Raw genomic sequence first — 15,167 nt, 5'->3', positions numbered from 1 at the left:
CTTCCCGGCGTGACGGCGGGCGTCTGCGTTCGAACATCTTTCAGCGGATTTTCCAGTCGGCCAGGGCCAGAGCCCCTGTGCGCCGGCTTGCAAGGAGTGGTACATGAACATGCGTTTGCTGGCGGGCCTGTTGTTCGCCGTGTCGGTGGTCGGTTTCAGCCTCGGGGCGAGCCTGCCGCTGGTGTCGTTGCGTCTGCACGAGGCGGGGGCGGGGACGCTGGAGATCGGCATCATCTCGGCGATCCCGGCGGCGGGCATGATGCTCTCGGCGTTCATGGTCGACGCTTGTTGCCGGCACCTGACCCGCCGCGTCATCTACTTGCTGAGCTTCAGCCTGTGCACCCTTAGCATCGCCTTGCTCGAGTGGGCCTTCGACTCGATGCTGTGGCTGGCGCTGCTGCGCCTGGGGCTCGGTATTGGCATGGGCATCGCGATCATCCTCGGCGAGTCGTGGGTCAACGAGCTGTGCCCCGAGCACAACCGCGGCAAGATCATGGCGCTGTACGCCACCAGCTTCACCGGCTTCCAGGTGCTCGGCCCGGCGCTGCTGGCGCTGTTGGGCGCCAATAGCCCATGGCTGACCGGCGTGGTCACCCTCTGCTATGGCCTGGCCTTGCTGTGCATCCTGTTCACCGTGCCCAACGATCATGTCGAGCATGAGGAAGACGCCAAGAGCTTCGGCCTGGCCGGTTTCTTCCGTGTGGCCCCGGCCTTGTGCGTGGCGGTGCTGTTCTTCTCGTTCTTCGATGCCGTGGTGCTGTCGCTGCTGCCGGTGTACGCCACCAGCCATGGTTTCGCCGTGGGCGTGGCGGCGCTGATGGTGACCGTGGTGTTCGCCGGCGACATGCTCTTCCAGCTGCCGCTGGGCTGGCTCGCCGACCGGGTCGAGCGTACCGGGCTGCACCTGGTATGCGGGTTGGTGGCAATGATGATCGGCATCGCCTTGCCCTGGCTGCTGCAGATGACCTGGCTGCTGTGGCCGCTGCTGGTGGTGCTCGGCGCGGTGGCGGGGGGCATCTATACCTTGGCGCTGGTACTGATCGGGCAGCGCTTCAAAGGCCAGGACCTGGTCACGGCGAACGCCAGCGTCGGCTTGCTGTGGGGCGTCGGCAGCCTGGTCGGGCCGCTGGTCAGCGGCGCGGCGATGGACGTGGCGCCCCATGGCCTGCCCATGGCGCTGGCGCTGATGGCGGGGCTGTTCGTGTGCTTCGCCCGCCAGGCCTATCGCCGGGCAGGCAAGCTTCAGGCGGTGGCGGACTGACCCCCAGCCATCGAACGGCAGGTCAGAAGGTTCCGCGCAAGGTCACCGACACATTGCGCGGATCGCCCCAGTAGTACCCGGTCGGCGTCGGCGCCACCTGGCGGTAGTACTTCTTGTCGAACAGGTTGTTGGCGTTCAACTGCAACGAATAGTTGTCGTTGAAGCGGTAGTTCACCATCGCGTTGTACACCGCATACCCCGACTGCGAAGCTTCGGCTGTGCCGCTGCGGTTGTAGATGGCGCTCTGCGCCTGCACGCCGCCGCCCACGGTCCAGGCCTGCAGCTCGCCCGGCAGGCGATAGCTGGTGAACAGGCGCAGCATGCGCTTGGGGTCGGTGGTGCGGATCGGGTTGCCGTTGTTGCCGGTGGTGTCCTTGAGGTATTCGGTGGTGTTGTAGGTGTAGCCGCCGGTCACGTTCCAGCCCGGCAGCACTTCGCCGGAAATCTCCAGCTCGAAGCCCTGGCTGCGGTTCTTGCCCGCGGCGACCTTGCAATAGCCGCTGGTGTAGTTGGGCAGGCACGGGTTAGGCCCGCTGAGGTCGTCCAGTGCGTTGCCGACCTGGTAGATGCGGAAGAACGCCAGCGAGGTGTTCAGCCGGCCCTCGTAGAACTCGCCCTTGATCCCGGTCTCGTAGGCTTCGCCGGTGACCGGCTCGAGCACGGAGCCGGCGGCATCGGTGTTGGTCTGCGGGTTGAAGATCTCGGTGTAGCTGGCGTAGGTGCTGAAGTTCTCGTTGAGGTCGTAGATCAGCGCGGCGTAGGGCACGATCTCGTTGTCGACGCTGAACTTGCCGTTGGCCTTGGTGTTGTTTTCCTGCTCGTAGTCATACCAGTTGGCGCGGGCGCCGATGATCGCGGTGAGCGGATCGGCCAGGGAGATGCGCCAGGTGGCATAGGCACCTTCCTGGGTGGTGCGGGTGCGTACCGGGTGGGCGGTGATGTCGATGCTCGGGTTGGCCAGGCTGGTCTTCGGGTCCCAGGTGCGGATGTCGAACACGCCCGATTGCACATTGTTGGTGGCCGAGGCGTAGGAGTCGTTGCGGATGCGTTCGACGCCCAGCATCAGCTCGTGGCTGCGACCGAGCAGGTCGAACGGGCCGTTGAGGGTGGCACTGAGGTTGTTCTGCAGGCTCTCGCCGCCATCGCCTTCGGTGACCTGGTAGCTCATCAGGTAAGGGTTGCGGGTCGGGTTGGCGGTGCCGGTGGCACGGCTGAAGTAGGTCTGCTTGAAGCCGTTGTCGTCCAGCTCGAAGTGGGTGCGCTGGGCCATCAGCTTGAGCGTCCAGTCATTGTCGAAGCGATGCTCGAGCTCGGCGAAGGTCTGCAGGTTGCTGCGGTTCCAGCGGTTCCAGTCGGCGCCCAGGTAGGTGCTGCGGCCGAACGGCAGTGGCGAGCCGTCGTAGTCGGCCGGCAGGTTGCCCCAGGCGCCGGTGGCGTCGAGCTGGGTCCACTCGAGGCCAGTGGTCAGGGTGGTGCTGTCGTCGAGATCGAAGGCCATGACCCCGTACAGCACATCCTTGCGCTCCTGGCGCGATTGCTGGAAGTGGTCCTTCTCGTCATGCACCGCGATCACCCGGCCACGCACGTTGCCAGTCTCGGTCAAGGGGCCGGAAAGGTCGGCGACGTAGCGCTGGGCATCCCAGGTGCCGAGGGTGACGCTGCCTTCGCCCTGGAACTCATAGGTGGGGCGCTTGCGCACCAGGTTGACGGTGCCGGAGGGGTTGCCGGCGCCGCGCAGCATGCCGGTGGCGCCGCGCAGGATCTCGGCGCGGTCGAGGATTGCCGAATCGCTCTGGATGAACGAACCACCGCCACTGCTCTGCACCACGGTGGCGCCGTCGTACTGGATGGCATCGATCTGGTAGCCGCGCGAGTAGTACTGCACCCGCTCACTGTCGGTCAGGTTGACCACCACGCCTGGGGTCTGCTCGAGCAGGTTGGTGAGGTTGGTGAGGTTGGTGATGTTCTGGTCGTCGATGCGCTGGCGGGTGACCACGGTCACCGATTGCGGCGTGTGGCGGATGCTTTGCGGCGTCTTGCCGATGGTGACCGCCCCAGTGGTGTAGGAGCCGCTGTGCTCGGTGGTCTCGCCCAGGCGGTTGCTGGAGATGCTGGTGGCGCCCAGTTGCAGGGCATCGCCTATCTCCAGGGCGGGTATCAGCAGGAAGCTCTTTTCGCTTTCCTGCTGGACCTGCACATCGCTGCCCCGCAGCAGGATCTGCAACGCCTGCGCGCTGTCATGCCGGCCCTGCACGCCTTGGGTGGTCTTGCCCTGCAGGCTGCCGGCGTCGAACGACAGGTTCAGACCCCCCTGGCGCGCCAGCTGGTCCAGCGCGGCGGCCAACGGGCCGGCCGGGATGTTCCAGTCGCGCTGCTGGCTCTGGCTGGCGGGCGCGGCGACGGCGACTGTCGGCAGCACGCCTGCGCAGGCCATGCCCAGGCCGAGGGCGGCAGCGTGGATGGCATGGCGCAGGGTGGCGTTGCGAGGGGAACACGGGCGAATCATGAAGCGCTCCTGAAGGTTGTCAGACCACTGTTCGGGCTTGTTTTCCTTCAGGCCGGACGAGAATGAGATTCCACCTCATTTATTTTCATCAATTGTTCAGGCGGCGCCGATGCTCACCCAATAGCGTGTGCGGTAGTCGACGCGCACCGGCAGGCTACGGGCGACCAGCAGCAGGACCTGGTCGGTGTCGGCCAGCTGGTAGGTGCCGGAGATCTTCAGCCCGGCCACCTCCGGCGCGCAGCGCAACACGCCGGGGCGGTAGCGCGACAGCTCGTCGATGAACTCGCCCAGGGGCATCTGCTGCACGCTGAGCACGCCGTCGGTCCAGGCCCAGGGGTCGCCATGCACGGTGGCAGGCCGATAGTCGCCTTGGGCGAACACCTGCAGCACCTCGCCAGGCTTGACCGAATGCGCGGCGCTGGAGGCGGGGAACAACGTCACCTCGCCTCGGCGCACGGCCAGCAGCAGGCCCTGGGCGTTCTCGCGCAGCAGCAGCTGGCCGCCCTGGGTGCCGAGGGTGCCAACCGGGGTGTCGATGCTGAACGGGCGGTTGTCGTTGACGTTGCTGTCCAGGCTGATTTCACCACGGAGCAGGGTCAGCCGGCGCTGGTCGGCGCTGTAGCGCAGGTCGATGGCAGTGGCGGTGTTCAGGTGGATCAGGCTGCCGTCGCTGCCGAGCAGTTCACGGCGCTCGCCGGTGGCGGTGCGGCTGTCGGCCATCCAGGCCGACAGGCCCAGCGGTTCACGTGCCGCCCAGCCAGCGCCTCCGCCAAGGGCCAATACTGACAGCAGCTTGAGATGGTCGCGCCGGCTCATGCGTCGGCGCTCGGTACCGGCGAGGGTCTGCCGACTCAACTCGGAGGGCAGGCTGGCCAGTTCGTCACCGAGGCTGCTGACCCGCTGCCAGGCCTGGGCATGCTGCGGGTGGCTGGCCAGCCAGCGCTGGAACTGCTGTTCGGTGCGTGGGCCGGGGCTGTCGTAGCGCAGTTTGACCAGCCATTCGATGGCCTGGTCGACCTGGGCCTGGGTCGGTGACTGGTCAGGCGTCGGCATAGCGCATCCGGTAGCAGACGCCTAGGGCCTTGGCCAGGTCGCGTTCCACCGTGGCCCGGGAAACGTCCAGGCGCTGGGCGATCTGCGTCAGGCTGAGGCCGTCGAGCTGGGCCAGCAGGAAGGCCTGTCGGGCCCGGGGCTTGAGGCGTTGCAGGGCAAGGTCGAGGCGCTCGAGGGTGTCGAGGATCAACAGGCGTTGCTCCTCGCTGGGCGCCTCTTGTTCCGGCAGGTTGGCCAGGCTTTCCAGGTAGGCTTTTTCCAGGGCGCGACGGCGGAACTGGTCGATCATCAGGCCACGGGCGATGCTGCTCAGATAGGCGCGCGGCTCTTTGAGTGGCGAGGCCTGGCGCGCCTTGAGCAGGCGCACGAAGGTGTCCTGGGCCAGGTCCGCGGCGTTCTCCCGGCAACCCACCCGGGCGCCGAGCCAGCCGCGCAGCCAGCGGTGATGGGCCTGATAGAGCAGATCGACCTCGGCCGGTTTCAGCGTGTCTTCGATCTGCATCGTCTGGAGAGCCTGCGCGGATAATGTGATTGTTAATAGTTCTCAATTCTATGCGGGGCGCCACGGGCGGATCAATGGTATGCCAGCGATTAGATGCGCAAGATTGAGCGTTTCACCGATGAACGGTTGGGCTAGGCTGGGAGGCTGTGTCCATGGGAACGCCAACAATGATCCTTGCAGACCTTTCCCCGCAGGCCTTTGAGGCTGCCGCTGCCTGGCTGGCCGAGCAGGATGCGGACTGGGCGCGGCATATTGCCGCCGTGGGGCCCTGCCTGCATCGGGCGACCCCCGGTCGTGAGCCCTACGAGGCGCTGGTGCGGGCCATTGCCTACCAGCAGTTGCATGCGCGGGCGGCCGAGGCGATCCTCGGGCGGTTGCTGGCGTTGTTCCCGGATGGAGCGTTTCCCTCGCCCAGACAGTTGCTGGCGGTGACGCCGGAGGCGATGCGCGCCTGTGGGCTCTCCGCTAGCAAGATCGCCACGGTTCACGGGATCGCCCAGGCGCGTGTGGAGGGTGTGGTGCCCAGCCGGGAAGAGGCGCTGCATATGTCGGATGCCGCACTGGTCGAACGCCTGGTGGCGCTGCGAGGAGTCGGGCGTTGGACGGTGGAGATGCTGTTGATCTATAGCCTGGAGCGATCGGATATCCTGCCGGTGGATGATTTTGGCGTGCGTGAGGGGTATCGACGCATGAAGGGCCTGGACAAGGCGCCGACGCCCGCGCAAATGCGGGTATTGGGCGGGGCGTGGAGCCCCTATCGCACCGTGGCGGCCTGGTACCTGTGGCGGGCTTGACCCGTGATTGGCCCGTTAAAGATAACGCAAGATTCGGAGTGTTCACTTTCGGCCAAGCCGTCAAGCTCAGCGCATCGAACCAAGGAGAGGCGCCATGACCCCCGCCCCGACCACCTACACCACCGACGCTGAACGCTGGCACGCCGTGCAGTCCCGCGACACCGCCGCGACCGGCCACTTTGTCTACGCCGTGCGCACCACCGGCGTCTACTGCCAGCCCGCCTGCAAGTCGCGCCTGGCCAAGCGCGAAAATGTCGAGTTCTTTGCCGACCCCGGCCAGGCCGAGGCAGCTGGCTACCGCGCCTGCAAACGCTGCAAGGCCGGGCAGGGCAGCCGGCGCACTGACCTGGTGGCCCGCGCCTGCCGCCTGATCGAGGCCCGTGAAACCGCGCCCAACCTCGACCAGCTCGGCAGCGAGCTGAACGTCAGCCCCTTCCATCTGCATCGCCTGTTCAAGGCCGAGACCGGCCTGACCCCCAAGGCCTACGCCTCGGCCTTCCGCGCCCAACGTCTGCGCCAGCGCCTGGATGCCGCCGACAGCGTCACCGAGGCCATCTACGACGCGGGCTACAACTCCAACAGCCGGTTCTACGAGAGCGCCGCCGAGCGGCTGGGCATGCGCCCGCGGGAGTACCGTGCCGGCGGCCAGGGTGCCACCATCCATTTTGCCGTGGCCCAGTGCTCGCTGGGGGCGATCCTGGTGGCCCAGAGCGAGCGGGGCATCTGCGCGATCCTGCTGGGTGACGAGCCCGAGCCCTTGCTCAAGGACCTGCAGGACAAGTTCCCCAAGGCCCGGCTGATCGGCGGCGATGACGCCTTCGAGCGGCTGGTGGCCGAGGTGATCGGCTTTGTCGAGGCGCCGGCGCTGGGCCTGGCGTTACCCCTGGATGTGCAGGGCACGGCGTTCCAGGAGCGGGTCTGGCAGGCGCTGCGCGAGGTGCCGCCCGGGACCACGGTCAGCTACACCGACATCGCCGAGCGCATCGGCGCGCCCAAGGCCGTGCGGGCGGTGGCCCAGGCCTGCGCGGCCAACGCGATCGCCGTTGCCATTCCCTGTCACCGGGTGGTGCGCCGTGACGGTGACCTCAGTGGCTACCGCTGGGGCATCGAGCGCAAGCGTCAGTTGCTGGACCGAGAGACGGCACTCTCCTGAGCGCGCGGACCGAGTAGAATTCACGCCCTGTCGAGTTGCGTAGAGGAACATTCGATGAGGCGTGTCAGCCTTGACCGATTCTATGCGGGGATTTTCGCCCTGCTGTTGTGCCTGGCCGTCCCGGCCTGGGCTGCCCCGGCCACGCCGGCATCGCGCCTGGCCGTGGCCGAGCAGCAGGTGCTGGACGAGAACGCCAGCCTGGAAGAGTTGAGCGAACGCCTCGACCAGATCCGCCAGGGCGTCACCAGCAACGCCAACGATGACCTACTCGCGCAGTTGCGCCAGTCGGCCCTGCAGGTGCAGCGCCAGGCCGATGCGCTGGCCACCCAGCGCACCGCCGACGTGCAGCGCCTGGACGACCAGCTCAACGTGCTCGGCCCGCCCATGGCCGAAGAGGCCGAGAGCCTGACGCGGCAGCGCAAGCAGCTCACTGACGAAAAGAACAAGGTGGTCGCTGAGCAGAAAGACGCCACCACGTTGACCCAGTCGGCCCGTGACCTGTCCACGCAGATCGTCAACCTGCGCCGCAGCCTGTTCAACTCGCAGATCACCAGCCGCGCCGCCAGCCCGTTGAGCCCGGCGTTCTGGTCGAGCCTGATCCGCCCCACCGACGACGACGTGGCGCGCCTGCGCGACCTGCGCGACGAAGTCTCGGACGCCATGGCCAGCGCCCTCAGCGCCGAAAACCGCTGGTTGTTCATCACCGCGCTGGTGGCGGCGGTGCTGGTCTGGACCCTGGTACGGCGGCTGCTGGAGCGCCTGCTGGCCGATGCGATGATCCGCTGGCTACCCGAAGGCCGTCTGCGCCGCAGCGCCCTGGCCCTGAGCGTGAGCCTGGCCACTCTGGGCACCATCTCCGGCTCGGTGTCGCTGCTGCGTTGGGGCCTGGAGAGCAGCGCCGACCTGGGTACCGACGTCGCCAGCCTGACCAACCATATCCTGGCGCTGGTGATCTTCAGTGCCTTCATCTCCGGCCTGGGCCGCGCCATGCTGATGCTGCAGCGCCCGTCCTGGCGCCTGCCACCGATCCCTGACGAAGTGGCCAGCGCGCTGGGCTGGTTCCCCAAAGTCCTGGCCCTGGCACTGATGGTGCTGCTGACCCAGGAGCGCATCAACAGCGTGATCGGTGCCAGCCTGGCGCTGACGTTGGCCACCAACGGCGTGACCACGCTGGTGGTCTCGCTGCTGTTCGTCGTGGCCCTGCTGCGCTACCGTCGTGCCCGTCGTCAGCATGGCCTGGAGCGTCCCAAAGGCCTGGCCGGACTGATCCCGTTTGTAATCGTGGTGTGGGTGGTGGCGATCCTGCTGCCCCTGCTCGCCGGCTATCTGACACTTGCCTATTTCCTCACCGGCAAGCTGTTGTGGATCAGCGTGGTGGTGACCTGCGCCTACCTGCTGGTGACCGTGTTCGGCGACCTGTGCGAAACCCTGCTGTCGCCGCGTCAGCCTGGTGGCCTGGCGCTGGCCTCGGCGCTGGGCCTGCAGCAACGCCACCAGGCCCAGGCCAGCACGGTGCTGGCGGGAATCGGCCGCACACTGCTGCTGTTTGCCGCCGCGTTGCTGATATTCATGCCTTCGGGCACCAGCCCCGGCGAGCTGCTGCTGAGCCTGGCGGACTGGGACGGCACCGGTGGCAAGGTGCTGGGCAACCTGAACATCGTGCCCCAGGACATCTTCCTGGCCGTGGCGATCTTCCTCGGTGGCTGGTTCGCCATTCGCGTGGTCAAGCGCTGGCTGAGCGAACGCCTGCTTCCGGAAACCGACATGGACGCCGGCATGCGCGCCTCGCTGGTGACCCTGGTCGGCTACCTGGGCTTCCTGTTCCTGGCCATGCTGGTGATGTCCACCTTGCACATCAACCTGACCAGCCTGACATGGGTAGTCAGTGCGCTGTCGGTGGGTATCGGTTTCGGCCTGCAGCAGATCGTGCAGAACTTCATCTCCGGCCTGATCCTGCTCACCGAGCGCCCGGTGAAGGTGGGTGACTGGGTGAGCCTGGCGGGTGTCGAGGGTGATATTCGCCGGATCAACGTGCGCGCCACGGAAATCCAGATGTCTGACCGCTCGACGGTGATCGTGCCCAATTCGCAGTTCATCTCGCAGAACGTACGCAACGTGACCATGGCCAATGCCCTGGGGGTGGTGGGCATCACCCTGACGCTGCCGCTGGAGACCGACCCTGCGAAAGTGCGCGAGGTGTTGCTGGCGGCGTACAAGGAGCACGAGTCGATCCTCGACGCGCCGGCCACCTCGGTTACCTTCAAGGACCTGACCAGCAGTGGCATGGTCATCGGGGTAAGCGGCTATGTCGCTTCGCCTCGACAGGTATCGGGCACGCGCAGCGACCTGCTATTCACCATTCTCGGGCGCTTGCGCGAAGAGGGCATCGCCCTGTCGTCGCCGGCGAGCATGGTGCTGGTGCAGGAGAACGGGCGCCAGGCCGACGAACCGGCATAAGGCCAATCGCGGGGCCAGCCCGCTCCCACTGGTTGCACATGTCGGCGTGGGAGCGGGCTTGCCCCGCGATGGGGTTTGAATGCGATTGCGTGAAGGCTGGCAGGTGTTCGCCGATAGGCGTTGAAAAAACTCGCCGAACACCTGCCTGCCTCCCCGTTTTTTAAAAAGGGACGCCTAAAAAATCACCCCAAGCACCGCGTCACATGCTTCACCGACTGATACCCCGAAAGCCCCCAAGGCCCGAGCTCACGCCCGATCCCGCTACCCTTGGTCCCGCCCCACGAGGTTTCGACGAATACCGCCTGCACCGAGTTGATCCACACATGCCCCACCTCCAGCGCATCGGCCACGCGCTCGGCGCGTTCCAGGTCGGCGGAGCACACGGTGGCGACCAAGCCGAAGCGGCTGTCGTTGGCTTGGGCGATGGCCTCGGCCTCGCTGCCGAAGCGCCGCGCGCACAGCACCGGGCCGAAGATTTCTTCGCCCCACAGGCGACTGCTTACCGGTACATCCACATACAACGTCGGGCTGACGAACCAGCCGTCGCGGTCCAGCGCGGTGCCGCCGGCCAGGCACTTCAGGCCCTCTTCGCGGGCGGTGGCGAAATAGCCGGCGACCTTGAGCCACTGCGCTTGGCTGGTCAGCGGCCCCATGTCCACTTCTTCAGTGAGCGGGTTGCCCACGCGCAACGCCACCAGCGCCGCCTGCAAGCGCGGCAGCAGGGCATCGGCGATGCCCTCCTGCACCAGCAGGCGCGAGGTGGCCGAGCACATCTGCCCGGCGTTCCAGGTAATACCGGCGACGATCCACTCCACCGCCTGGTCGACATCGCAATCGTCGAACACCACGATGGCCGACTTGCCGCCCAGCTCCAGCGTTATCGGCCGGCACTGGGCCGCGGCGGCGCGCATCACTTGGCTGCCGACGCCGTTGCTGCCGGTGAACGATAGCTTGTCCAGGCCGTTGTGGCCGCTCAGCGCAGCGCCGGTCTCGGCCTTGCCGCCCACGATGTTCAGCACGCCGGCCGGCAGGCCCAGCACCTCGGCGATCTGGCCGTAGGCCTGCTCGATCAACGGGGTGATTTCGGAGGGCTTGAGCACCACGGTGCAGCCGGCCGCGAGGGCCGGGGCGAGCTTCCAGGCGCTGGTCACCAGCGGGAAGTTCCACGGCACGATAAGACCGACCACGCCCACCGGCTCAAGGCGAGTGCGGGCGGTGAAGCCCGGCGCGGCCAGGGGCACGTCACGGTTTTTCGCCGGTAACTGCTCGGCCAGGTCTGCGTAGTAGGCGAAGGTTGCACTGGCGTCGTCGAGGTCGATCTCGGCCTCATGGCGAGGCTTGCCGTTGTTGCGCATCTGCAACGCGATCAGTTCGTCGCGGCGCTGGCCCAGCTGTTCGGCGAAACCGCGTAGGTAGGTGGCACGCTCGGTGGCGCTGACCGTCTTCCAAGGCGCCAGGGCACGGCGCGCGGCGGCCACGGCCTGGTCGACCTGGGCGCTGCTGGCGGCCATCAGTTCGGCGAACGGCTGGCCGTCGGACGGGTTGTGGACAACGATGCAGTCGCTGCCCTGGCCTTCGACCCAGCGGCCGTCGATGTAGTGAGGTGTGGTCATGGTCGGATTCCAGTCAGGCCATTTCGGCAGTGGTCACAGGCTTTACCGGCGTGCTTTTGCAGCGCACCCAGCGCGGGCCACGGGGGCCATACACGCCAGCAGGTTCAGGGAACAGGTTGAGCAGGATCAGGTACAGCACGGCGGCGATGCCGAGGGTCGCCGGCAGGCTCAGGTCGATGCCGCCGGCGAGCTCGCCCAGCGGGCCGACGAACTGTCCGGGCAGGTTCACGAAGCACAGGCCAACCACCGCGCTGGGGATCCACGCGCCCATGCCGCGCCAGTTCCAGCCGTGCTCGAACCAGTAGTGGCCGCCTTGCTGGCCACGGGTGAACACTTGCAGGTCGTCGGCGTGGTAGAAGCCGCGGCGGGTGATCAGGCCGAGGATCATGATCACCATCCAGGGGCTTGTGCAGGTGATGATCAGCACGGCGAAGGTCGACACGCTCTGCACCAGGTTGAAGGTGAAGCGGCCGACGAAGATGAAGCCGATGGCCAGCACGCCGATCAGCAATGTGGCGGCGGCGCGGCTGAGCAGGCGCGGGAACACGCTGGACATGTCCAGGCCGGTGCCGTACAGCGCCGTGGTGCCGGTGGACATGCCGCCGATCACCGCGATCAGGCACACCGGCAGGAAGAACCAGCCCGGCGAAATTGCCAGCAGGCCGCCGACGTAGTTGTTGGCGGCGATGTAGTCTGGTGCCTGGCTGGCCACCAGGGTGGCGGTGCACAGGCCGAACAGGAACGGGATCAGCGTGGCGGCCTGGGCGAGAATCACCGCCAGCATGATGCGCGACTTGGGCGTTTGGCGCGGGATATAGCGCGACCAGTCGCCGAGGAAGGCGCCGAACGACACCGGGTTGCTCATGGCCAGGATCGCCGCGCCGACGAACGCCGCCCAGAAGCCGGCCTGGCCGAGGTAGACGCTGCCGGCGTAGCCCGCATCGAAGGGCCCGGCAAAAGCGAAGATGCCCAGCAGGAACAGCAGGCTCGAGGCCCACACCGCGATCTTGTTGACCCACAGCATGAAGCGGAAGCCGAAGATGCACACCACCAGCACCAGTATCGCGAACAGGCCGTAGGCCAGGCCCAGGGTCAGGTCGGTTTCCGGCAGGCCGACCAGGCGCTTGGCGCCGCCGACCAGGGCATCGCCGGAGCTCCATACCGACAGCGAGAAGAACGCGACGGCGGTCAGCAGTGACAGGAACGAGCCGACGATACGCCCGTGCACACCGAAGTGCGCGCCGGACGACACCGCGTTGTTGGTGCCGTTGAGCGCGCCGAACAGGCCCATCGGCGCGAGGATCAGCGCGCCCACGCCGACGCCGAGCAGGATCGCCCAGACCCCGGCCTGGAACGAGAGCCCGAACAGCACCGGGAAGCTGCCCAGCACGGCGGTGGCGAAGGTGTTGGCACCGCCGAAGATCAGGCGGAACAGGTCCAGCGGGGCGGCGTCGCGTTGATCGTCGGGGATCTGTTCGACGCCATTGGTCTCGATACCGGTCGAGTGGCTCATGGTGATGCTCCAGCGCGAATGTTGTCGGCCGTCGGGCGGCCTTGTTGTGGGTGCGATGGCAGTGCGGCAGGGCCGCTTGAAAGAGGATCAGGCCGGCGAGACGACCGACAGGTGCTCGTGACAGGCCAGCCAGCGGTCGCCGTGCAGGCGGAAGACGATGGTCTCGCGTTCATTCAGGTCGAGGGTCTCGCCGGCGACGTTCAGGCGTGTGGTCACGTCGTGCATGAAGATCGCCACCTCGCCCTGCAGGCTCACCTGGGCATTGCTTGACTCGCAGCCGAGCACAGCGAAACCGTCCGCCTGCCAGCTGGCCCAGAGTTCTTCATAGGCACGGCGCGACAGCAGCGGTTGCGGCACGGTGTGGAAGAGGAAGGTGGCGTCTTCGCTGAAGCAGGCGAAGTAGCGGGCGGTGTCGTTGTTGGCGAAGGCGGCGACGAGGTCGGCGGCGGCCTGCCGTACCTGGAGTGTCTGGTCCACGGGAGTGGCCTCACGGTTTATTGTGATTGTTGGTGAAGCGATTCTGGTGGGGGCCGGCGGGTGGAAGAATCGCTGTGGTCAAATAATCAGTTCAGGAAATCGTGAACCAATGGACTGACCGACCAAGTAACCGACCAAGTTATCGACCAAGTAGCGCTGCTGAAAATTACCGATCCATCGGATCGGTGATTGGGGCAGGCGTTTCATCATCGTTCCCCCAGCGCAACTCTGAGGGTTCACCCATGGGCCTACCGGCCCGCATCTCTCCTCTCTACCGTTAGGCCTGTCGCCCGCCTGGCCACAGGCCGCACGGGCATATTCCACGGCCCGCCGACTGACGGTCGCTTCGTTCAGCCTGCGTTGCCTACTCTCATAGTCCCCACTGTGGATGTGTGGGGCGCGGCCCGACCGCAGCGGCCAGGATGGCCAGTTCTCACACCAAGAGGAGAGAACGATGAGCAATTTCTCGCAAGCCGCCAACTTCGAAGGCCAGGTGCCACGCATCGATCCCGACAACGTCGCGATGCTGCTGATCGACCACCAGAGTGGCCTGTTCCAGACGGTCAAGGACATGCCCATGACCGAGCTGCGGGCCAATGCCATCACCCTGGCCAAGGTTGCCAGCCTGGCGAAGATCCCGGTCATCACCACCGCCTCGGTACCCCAGGGCCCCAACGGCCCGTTGATCCCGGAAATCCACGAGGCTGCGCCACACGCGCAATACGTGGCCCGCAAAGGTGAGATCAACGCCTGGGACAACCCCGAGTTCGTCGCTGCGGTGAAGGCCACCGGGCGCAAGCAACTGATCATCGCCGGCACCATCACCAGCGTGTGCATGGCTTTCCCTAGCATCAGCGCGGTGGCCGCCGGCTACCAGGTGTTCGCTGTCATCGACGCGTCAGGCACCTACTCCAAGATGGCCCAGGAAGTGACCTTGGCGCGGGTGGTCCAGGCCGGCGTGGTGCCAATGGACACCGCCGCCGTCTGCTCCGAGGTGCAGCGCACCTGGAACCGTCCGGATGCCGCGCAGTGGGCCGAGGCCTACAGCGCTGTATTCCCGCACTATCAACTGCTGATCGAGAGCTACGCCAAGGCCCAGGCCGTCGTCACCGGCCATGAGCAACTGGACTCGCAACGCAACTGAACCTGGCTGTTTCCCATCCAAGCAAGGAGATCCACCATGGCATTCCAATACAAGCGTCTGGACAAGAACAACGCCGCGGTACTGCTGGTCGATCATCAGACCGGGCTGCTGTCGCTGGTGCGCGACATCGACCCGGACCGGTTCAAGAACAACGTGCTGGCGCTGGCCGACCTGGCCAAGTACTTCAAGCTGCCGACCATCCTCACCACCAGCTTCGAGACCGGCCCCAACGGCCCGCTGGTGCCCGAGCTCAAGGAGCAGTTCCCCGAGGCGCCCTACGTCGCCCGCCCCGGCAACATCAACGCCTGGGACAACGAGGACTTCGTCAAGGCGGTGAAGGCCACCGGCAAGAAGCAGCTGATCATCGCCGGCGTGGTCACCGAGGTGTGCGTGGCCTTCCCGGCGCTGTCGGCGCTGGAGGAGGGCTTCGAGGTGTTCGTGGTCACCGACGCTTCCGGCACCTTCAATGAATTGACCCGCGACTCGGCTTGGCGCCGCATGGAAGCCGCCGGTGCCCAGCTGATGACCTGGTTCGGCGTGGCCTGCGAGCTGCACCGTGACTGGCGCAACGACATCGAAGGGTTGGGCACGCTGTTCTCCAACCACATCCCCGACTACCGCAACCTGATGACCAGCTACAGCAAGCTGGCCAAGTGACCGCCAACCCGGGCCCCGTTGCCGGGGCCCGGGCCTG

The 15,167-nt window shown here is 66.5% G+C and carries 12 protein-coding genes; 6 read left to right on the top strand and 6 right to left on the bottom strand.

Features of this window, described 5'->3' with window-relative positions:
- Positions 1-103: 103 nt before the first annotated feature.
- Positions 104-1,261: an MFS transporter gene (locus C3F42_RS12965; protein ID WP_038707339.1), complete on the top strand. Its 1,158-nt coding sequence runs from the start codon at positions 104-106 to the stop codon at positions 1,259-1,261.
- Positions 1,262-1,283: 22 nt separating this feature from the next.
- On the opposite strand, the gene C3F42_RS12960 is transcribed toward C3F42_RS12965, so the two are convergent.
- From C3F42_RS12960 to C3F42_RS12950, 3 genes are all read right to left on the bottom strand, one after another.
- The gene (locus tag C3F42_RS12960; RefSeq protein WP_104444524.1) at positions 1,284-3,767 is read right to left on the bottom strand and encodes a TonB-dependent receptor; all 2,484 of its coding nucleotides are present in this window, start codon (positions 3,765-3,767) and stop codon (positions 1,284-1,286) included.
- Between the two features lie 96 nt (positions 3,768-3,863).
- Positions 3,864-4,820, bottom strand: a complete 957-nt coding sequence (locus C3F42_RS12955; RefSeq protein WP_104444523.1) for a FecR domain-containing protein — start codon at positions 4,818-4,820, stop codon at positions 3,864-3,866.
- The gene (locus C3F42_RS12950; RefSeq protein WP_023632317.1) at positions 4,807-5,322 is read right to left on the bottom strand and encodes a sigma-70 family RNA polymerase sigma factor; all 516 of its coding nucleotides are present in this window, start codon (positions 5,320-5,322) and stop codon (positions 4,807-4,809) included. The genes C3F42_RS12955 and C3F42_RS12950 overlap by 14 nt, the downstream gene beginning before the upstream one ends.
- A 167-nt stretch (positions 5,323-5,489) precedes the next feature.
- Between C3F42_RS12950 and C3F42_RS12945 the strand changes: the two genes are divergently transcribed.
- From C3F42_RS12945 to C3F42_RS12935, 3 genes are all read left to right on the top strand, one after another.
- A complete protein-coding gene (locus C3F42_RS12945) occupies positions 5,490-6,116 on the top strand; it encodes a DNA-3-methyladenine glycosylase (RefSeq protein ID WP_094010309.1) in 627 nt (208 codons plus the stop codon).
- A 94-nt stretch (positions 6,117-6,210) separates the two neighbouring features.
- Positions 6,211-7,269, top strand: a complete 1,059-nt coding sequence (gene ada / locus C3F42_RS12940; protein WP_094010308.1) for a bifunctional DNA-binding transcriptional regulator/O6-methylguanine-DNA methyltransferase Ada — start codon at positions 6,211-6,213, stop codon at positions 7,267-7,269.
- Between the two features lie 54 nt (positions 7,270-7,323).
- Positions 7,324-9,726, top strand: a complete 2,403-nt coding sequence (locus C3F42_RS12935; RefSeq protein WP_094010307.1) for a DUF3772 domain-containing protein — start codon at positions 7,324-7,326, stop codon at positions 9,724-9,726.
- 182 nt (positions 9,727-9,908) lie between these two features.
- On the opposite strand, the gene C3F42_RS12930 is transcribed toward C3F42_RS12935, so the two are convergent.
- The 3 genes from C3F42_RS12930 to C3F42_RS12920 form a co-directional block, all read right to left on the bottom strand.
- Entirely contained in the window at positions 9,909-11,339 is a 1,431-nt protein-coding gene (locus C3F42_RS12930; protein WP_094010306.1) for an aldehyde dehydrogenase family protein, read from the bottom strand.
- Between the two features lie 13 nt (positions 11,340-11,352).
- Positions 11,353-12,852, bottom strand: a complete 1,500-nt coding sequence (locus tag C3F42_RS12925) for a cytosine permease (protein ID WP_094010305.1) — start codon at positions 12,850-12,852, stop codon at positions 11,353-11,355.
- An 87-nt stretch (positions 12,853-12,939) separates the two neighbouring features.
- A complete protein-coding gene (locus tag C3F42_RS12920) occupies positions 12,940-13,329 on the bottom strand; it encodes a nuclear transport factor 2 family protein (RefSeq protein ID WP_094010304.1) in 390 nt (129 codons plus the stop codon).
- A gap of 454 nt (positions 13,330-13,783) precedes the next feature.
- Here C3F42_RS12920 and C3F42_RS12915 point away from each other — a divergent pair, with 454 nt between their 5' ends.
- Both C3F42_RS12915 and ycaC read left to right on the top strand, forming a co-directional pair.
- On the top strand, positions 13,784-14,473 hold the full coding sequence (locus tag C3F42_RS12915) for a hydrolase (RefSeq protein WP_023632675.1): 690 nt from the start codon (positions 13,784-13,786) through the stop codon (positions 14,471-14,473).
- A 36-nt stretch (positions 14,474-14,509) separates the two neighbouring features.
- A complete protein-coding gene (gene ycaC / locus C3F42_RS12910; protein WP_023632674.1) occupies positions 14,510-15,130 on the top strand; it encodes an isochorismate family cysteine hydrolase YcaC in 621 nt (206 codons plus the stop codon).
- Positions 15,131-15,167: the final 37 nt, after the last annotated feature.

The organism is Pseudomonas sp. PONIH3, assembly GCF_002934345.1.
Taxonomy (GTDB): domain Bacteria; phylum Pseudomonadota; class Gammaproteobacteria; order Pseudomonadales; family Pseudomonadaceae; genus Aquipseudomonas; species Aquipseudomonas soli.
The sequence above is the reverse complement of the archived record's forward strand: the minus strand, read 5'-3'. Positions and strand labels throughout refer to the sequence as shown.

What these genes read in the sequence shown, in the direction of transcription:
- C3F42_RS12965 (WP_038707339.1), top strand. Translation starts at nt 104, where the DNA reads ATGAACATGCGTTTGCTGGCGGGCCTGTTGTTCGCCGTGTCGGTGGTC.
- C3F42_RS12960 (WP_104444524.1), bottom strand. Translation starts at nt 3,767, where the DNA reads ATGATTCGCCCGTGTTCCCCTCGCAACGCCACCCTGCGCCATGCCATC.
- C3F42_RS12955 (WP_104444523.1), bottom strand. Translation starts at nt 4,820, where the DNA reads ATGCCGACGCCTGACCAGTCACCGACCCAGGCCCAGGTCGACCAGGCC.
- C3F42_RS12950 (WP_023632317.1), bottom strand. Translation starts at nt 5,322, where the DNA reads ATGCAGATCGAAGACACGCTGAAACCGGCCGAGGTCGATCTGCTCTAT.
- C3F42_RS12945 (WP_094010309.1), top strand. Translation starts at nt 5,490, where the DNA reads ATGATCCTTGCAGACCTTTCCCCGCAGGCCTTTGAGGCTGCCGCTGCC.
- ada (WP_094010308.1), top strand. Translation starts at nt 6,211, where the DNA reads ATGACCCCCGCCCCGACCACCTACACCACCGACGCTGAACGCTGGCAC.
- C3F42_RS12935 (WP_094010307.1), top strand. Translation starts at nt 7,324, where the DNA reads ATGAGGCGTGTCAGCCTTGACCGATTCTATGCGGGGATTTTCGCCCTG.
- C3F42_RS12930 (WP_094010306.1), bottom strand. Translation starts at nt 11,339, where the DNA reads ATGACCACACCTCACTACATCGACGGCCGCTGGGTCGAAGGCCAGGGC.
- C3F42_RS12925 (WP_094010305.1), bottom strand. Translation starts at nt 12,852, where the DNA reads ATGAGCCACTCGACCGGTATCGAGACCAATGGCGTCGAACAGATCCCC.
- C3F42_RS12915 (WP_023632675.1), top strand. Translation starts at nt 13,784, where the DNA reads ATGAGCAATTTCTCGCAAGCCGCCAACTTCGAAGGCCAGGTGCCACGC.
- ycaC (WP_023632674.1), top strand. Translation starts at nt 14,510, where the DNA reads ATGGCATTCCAATACAAGCGTCTGGACAAGAACAACGCCGCGGTACTG.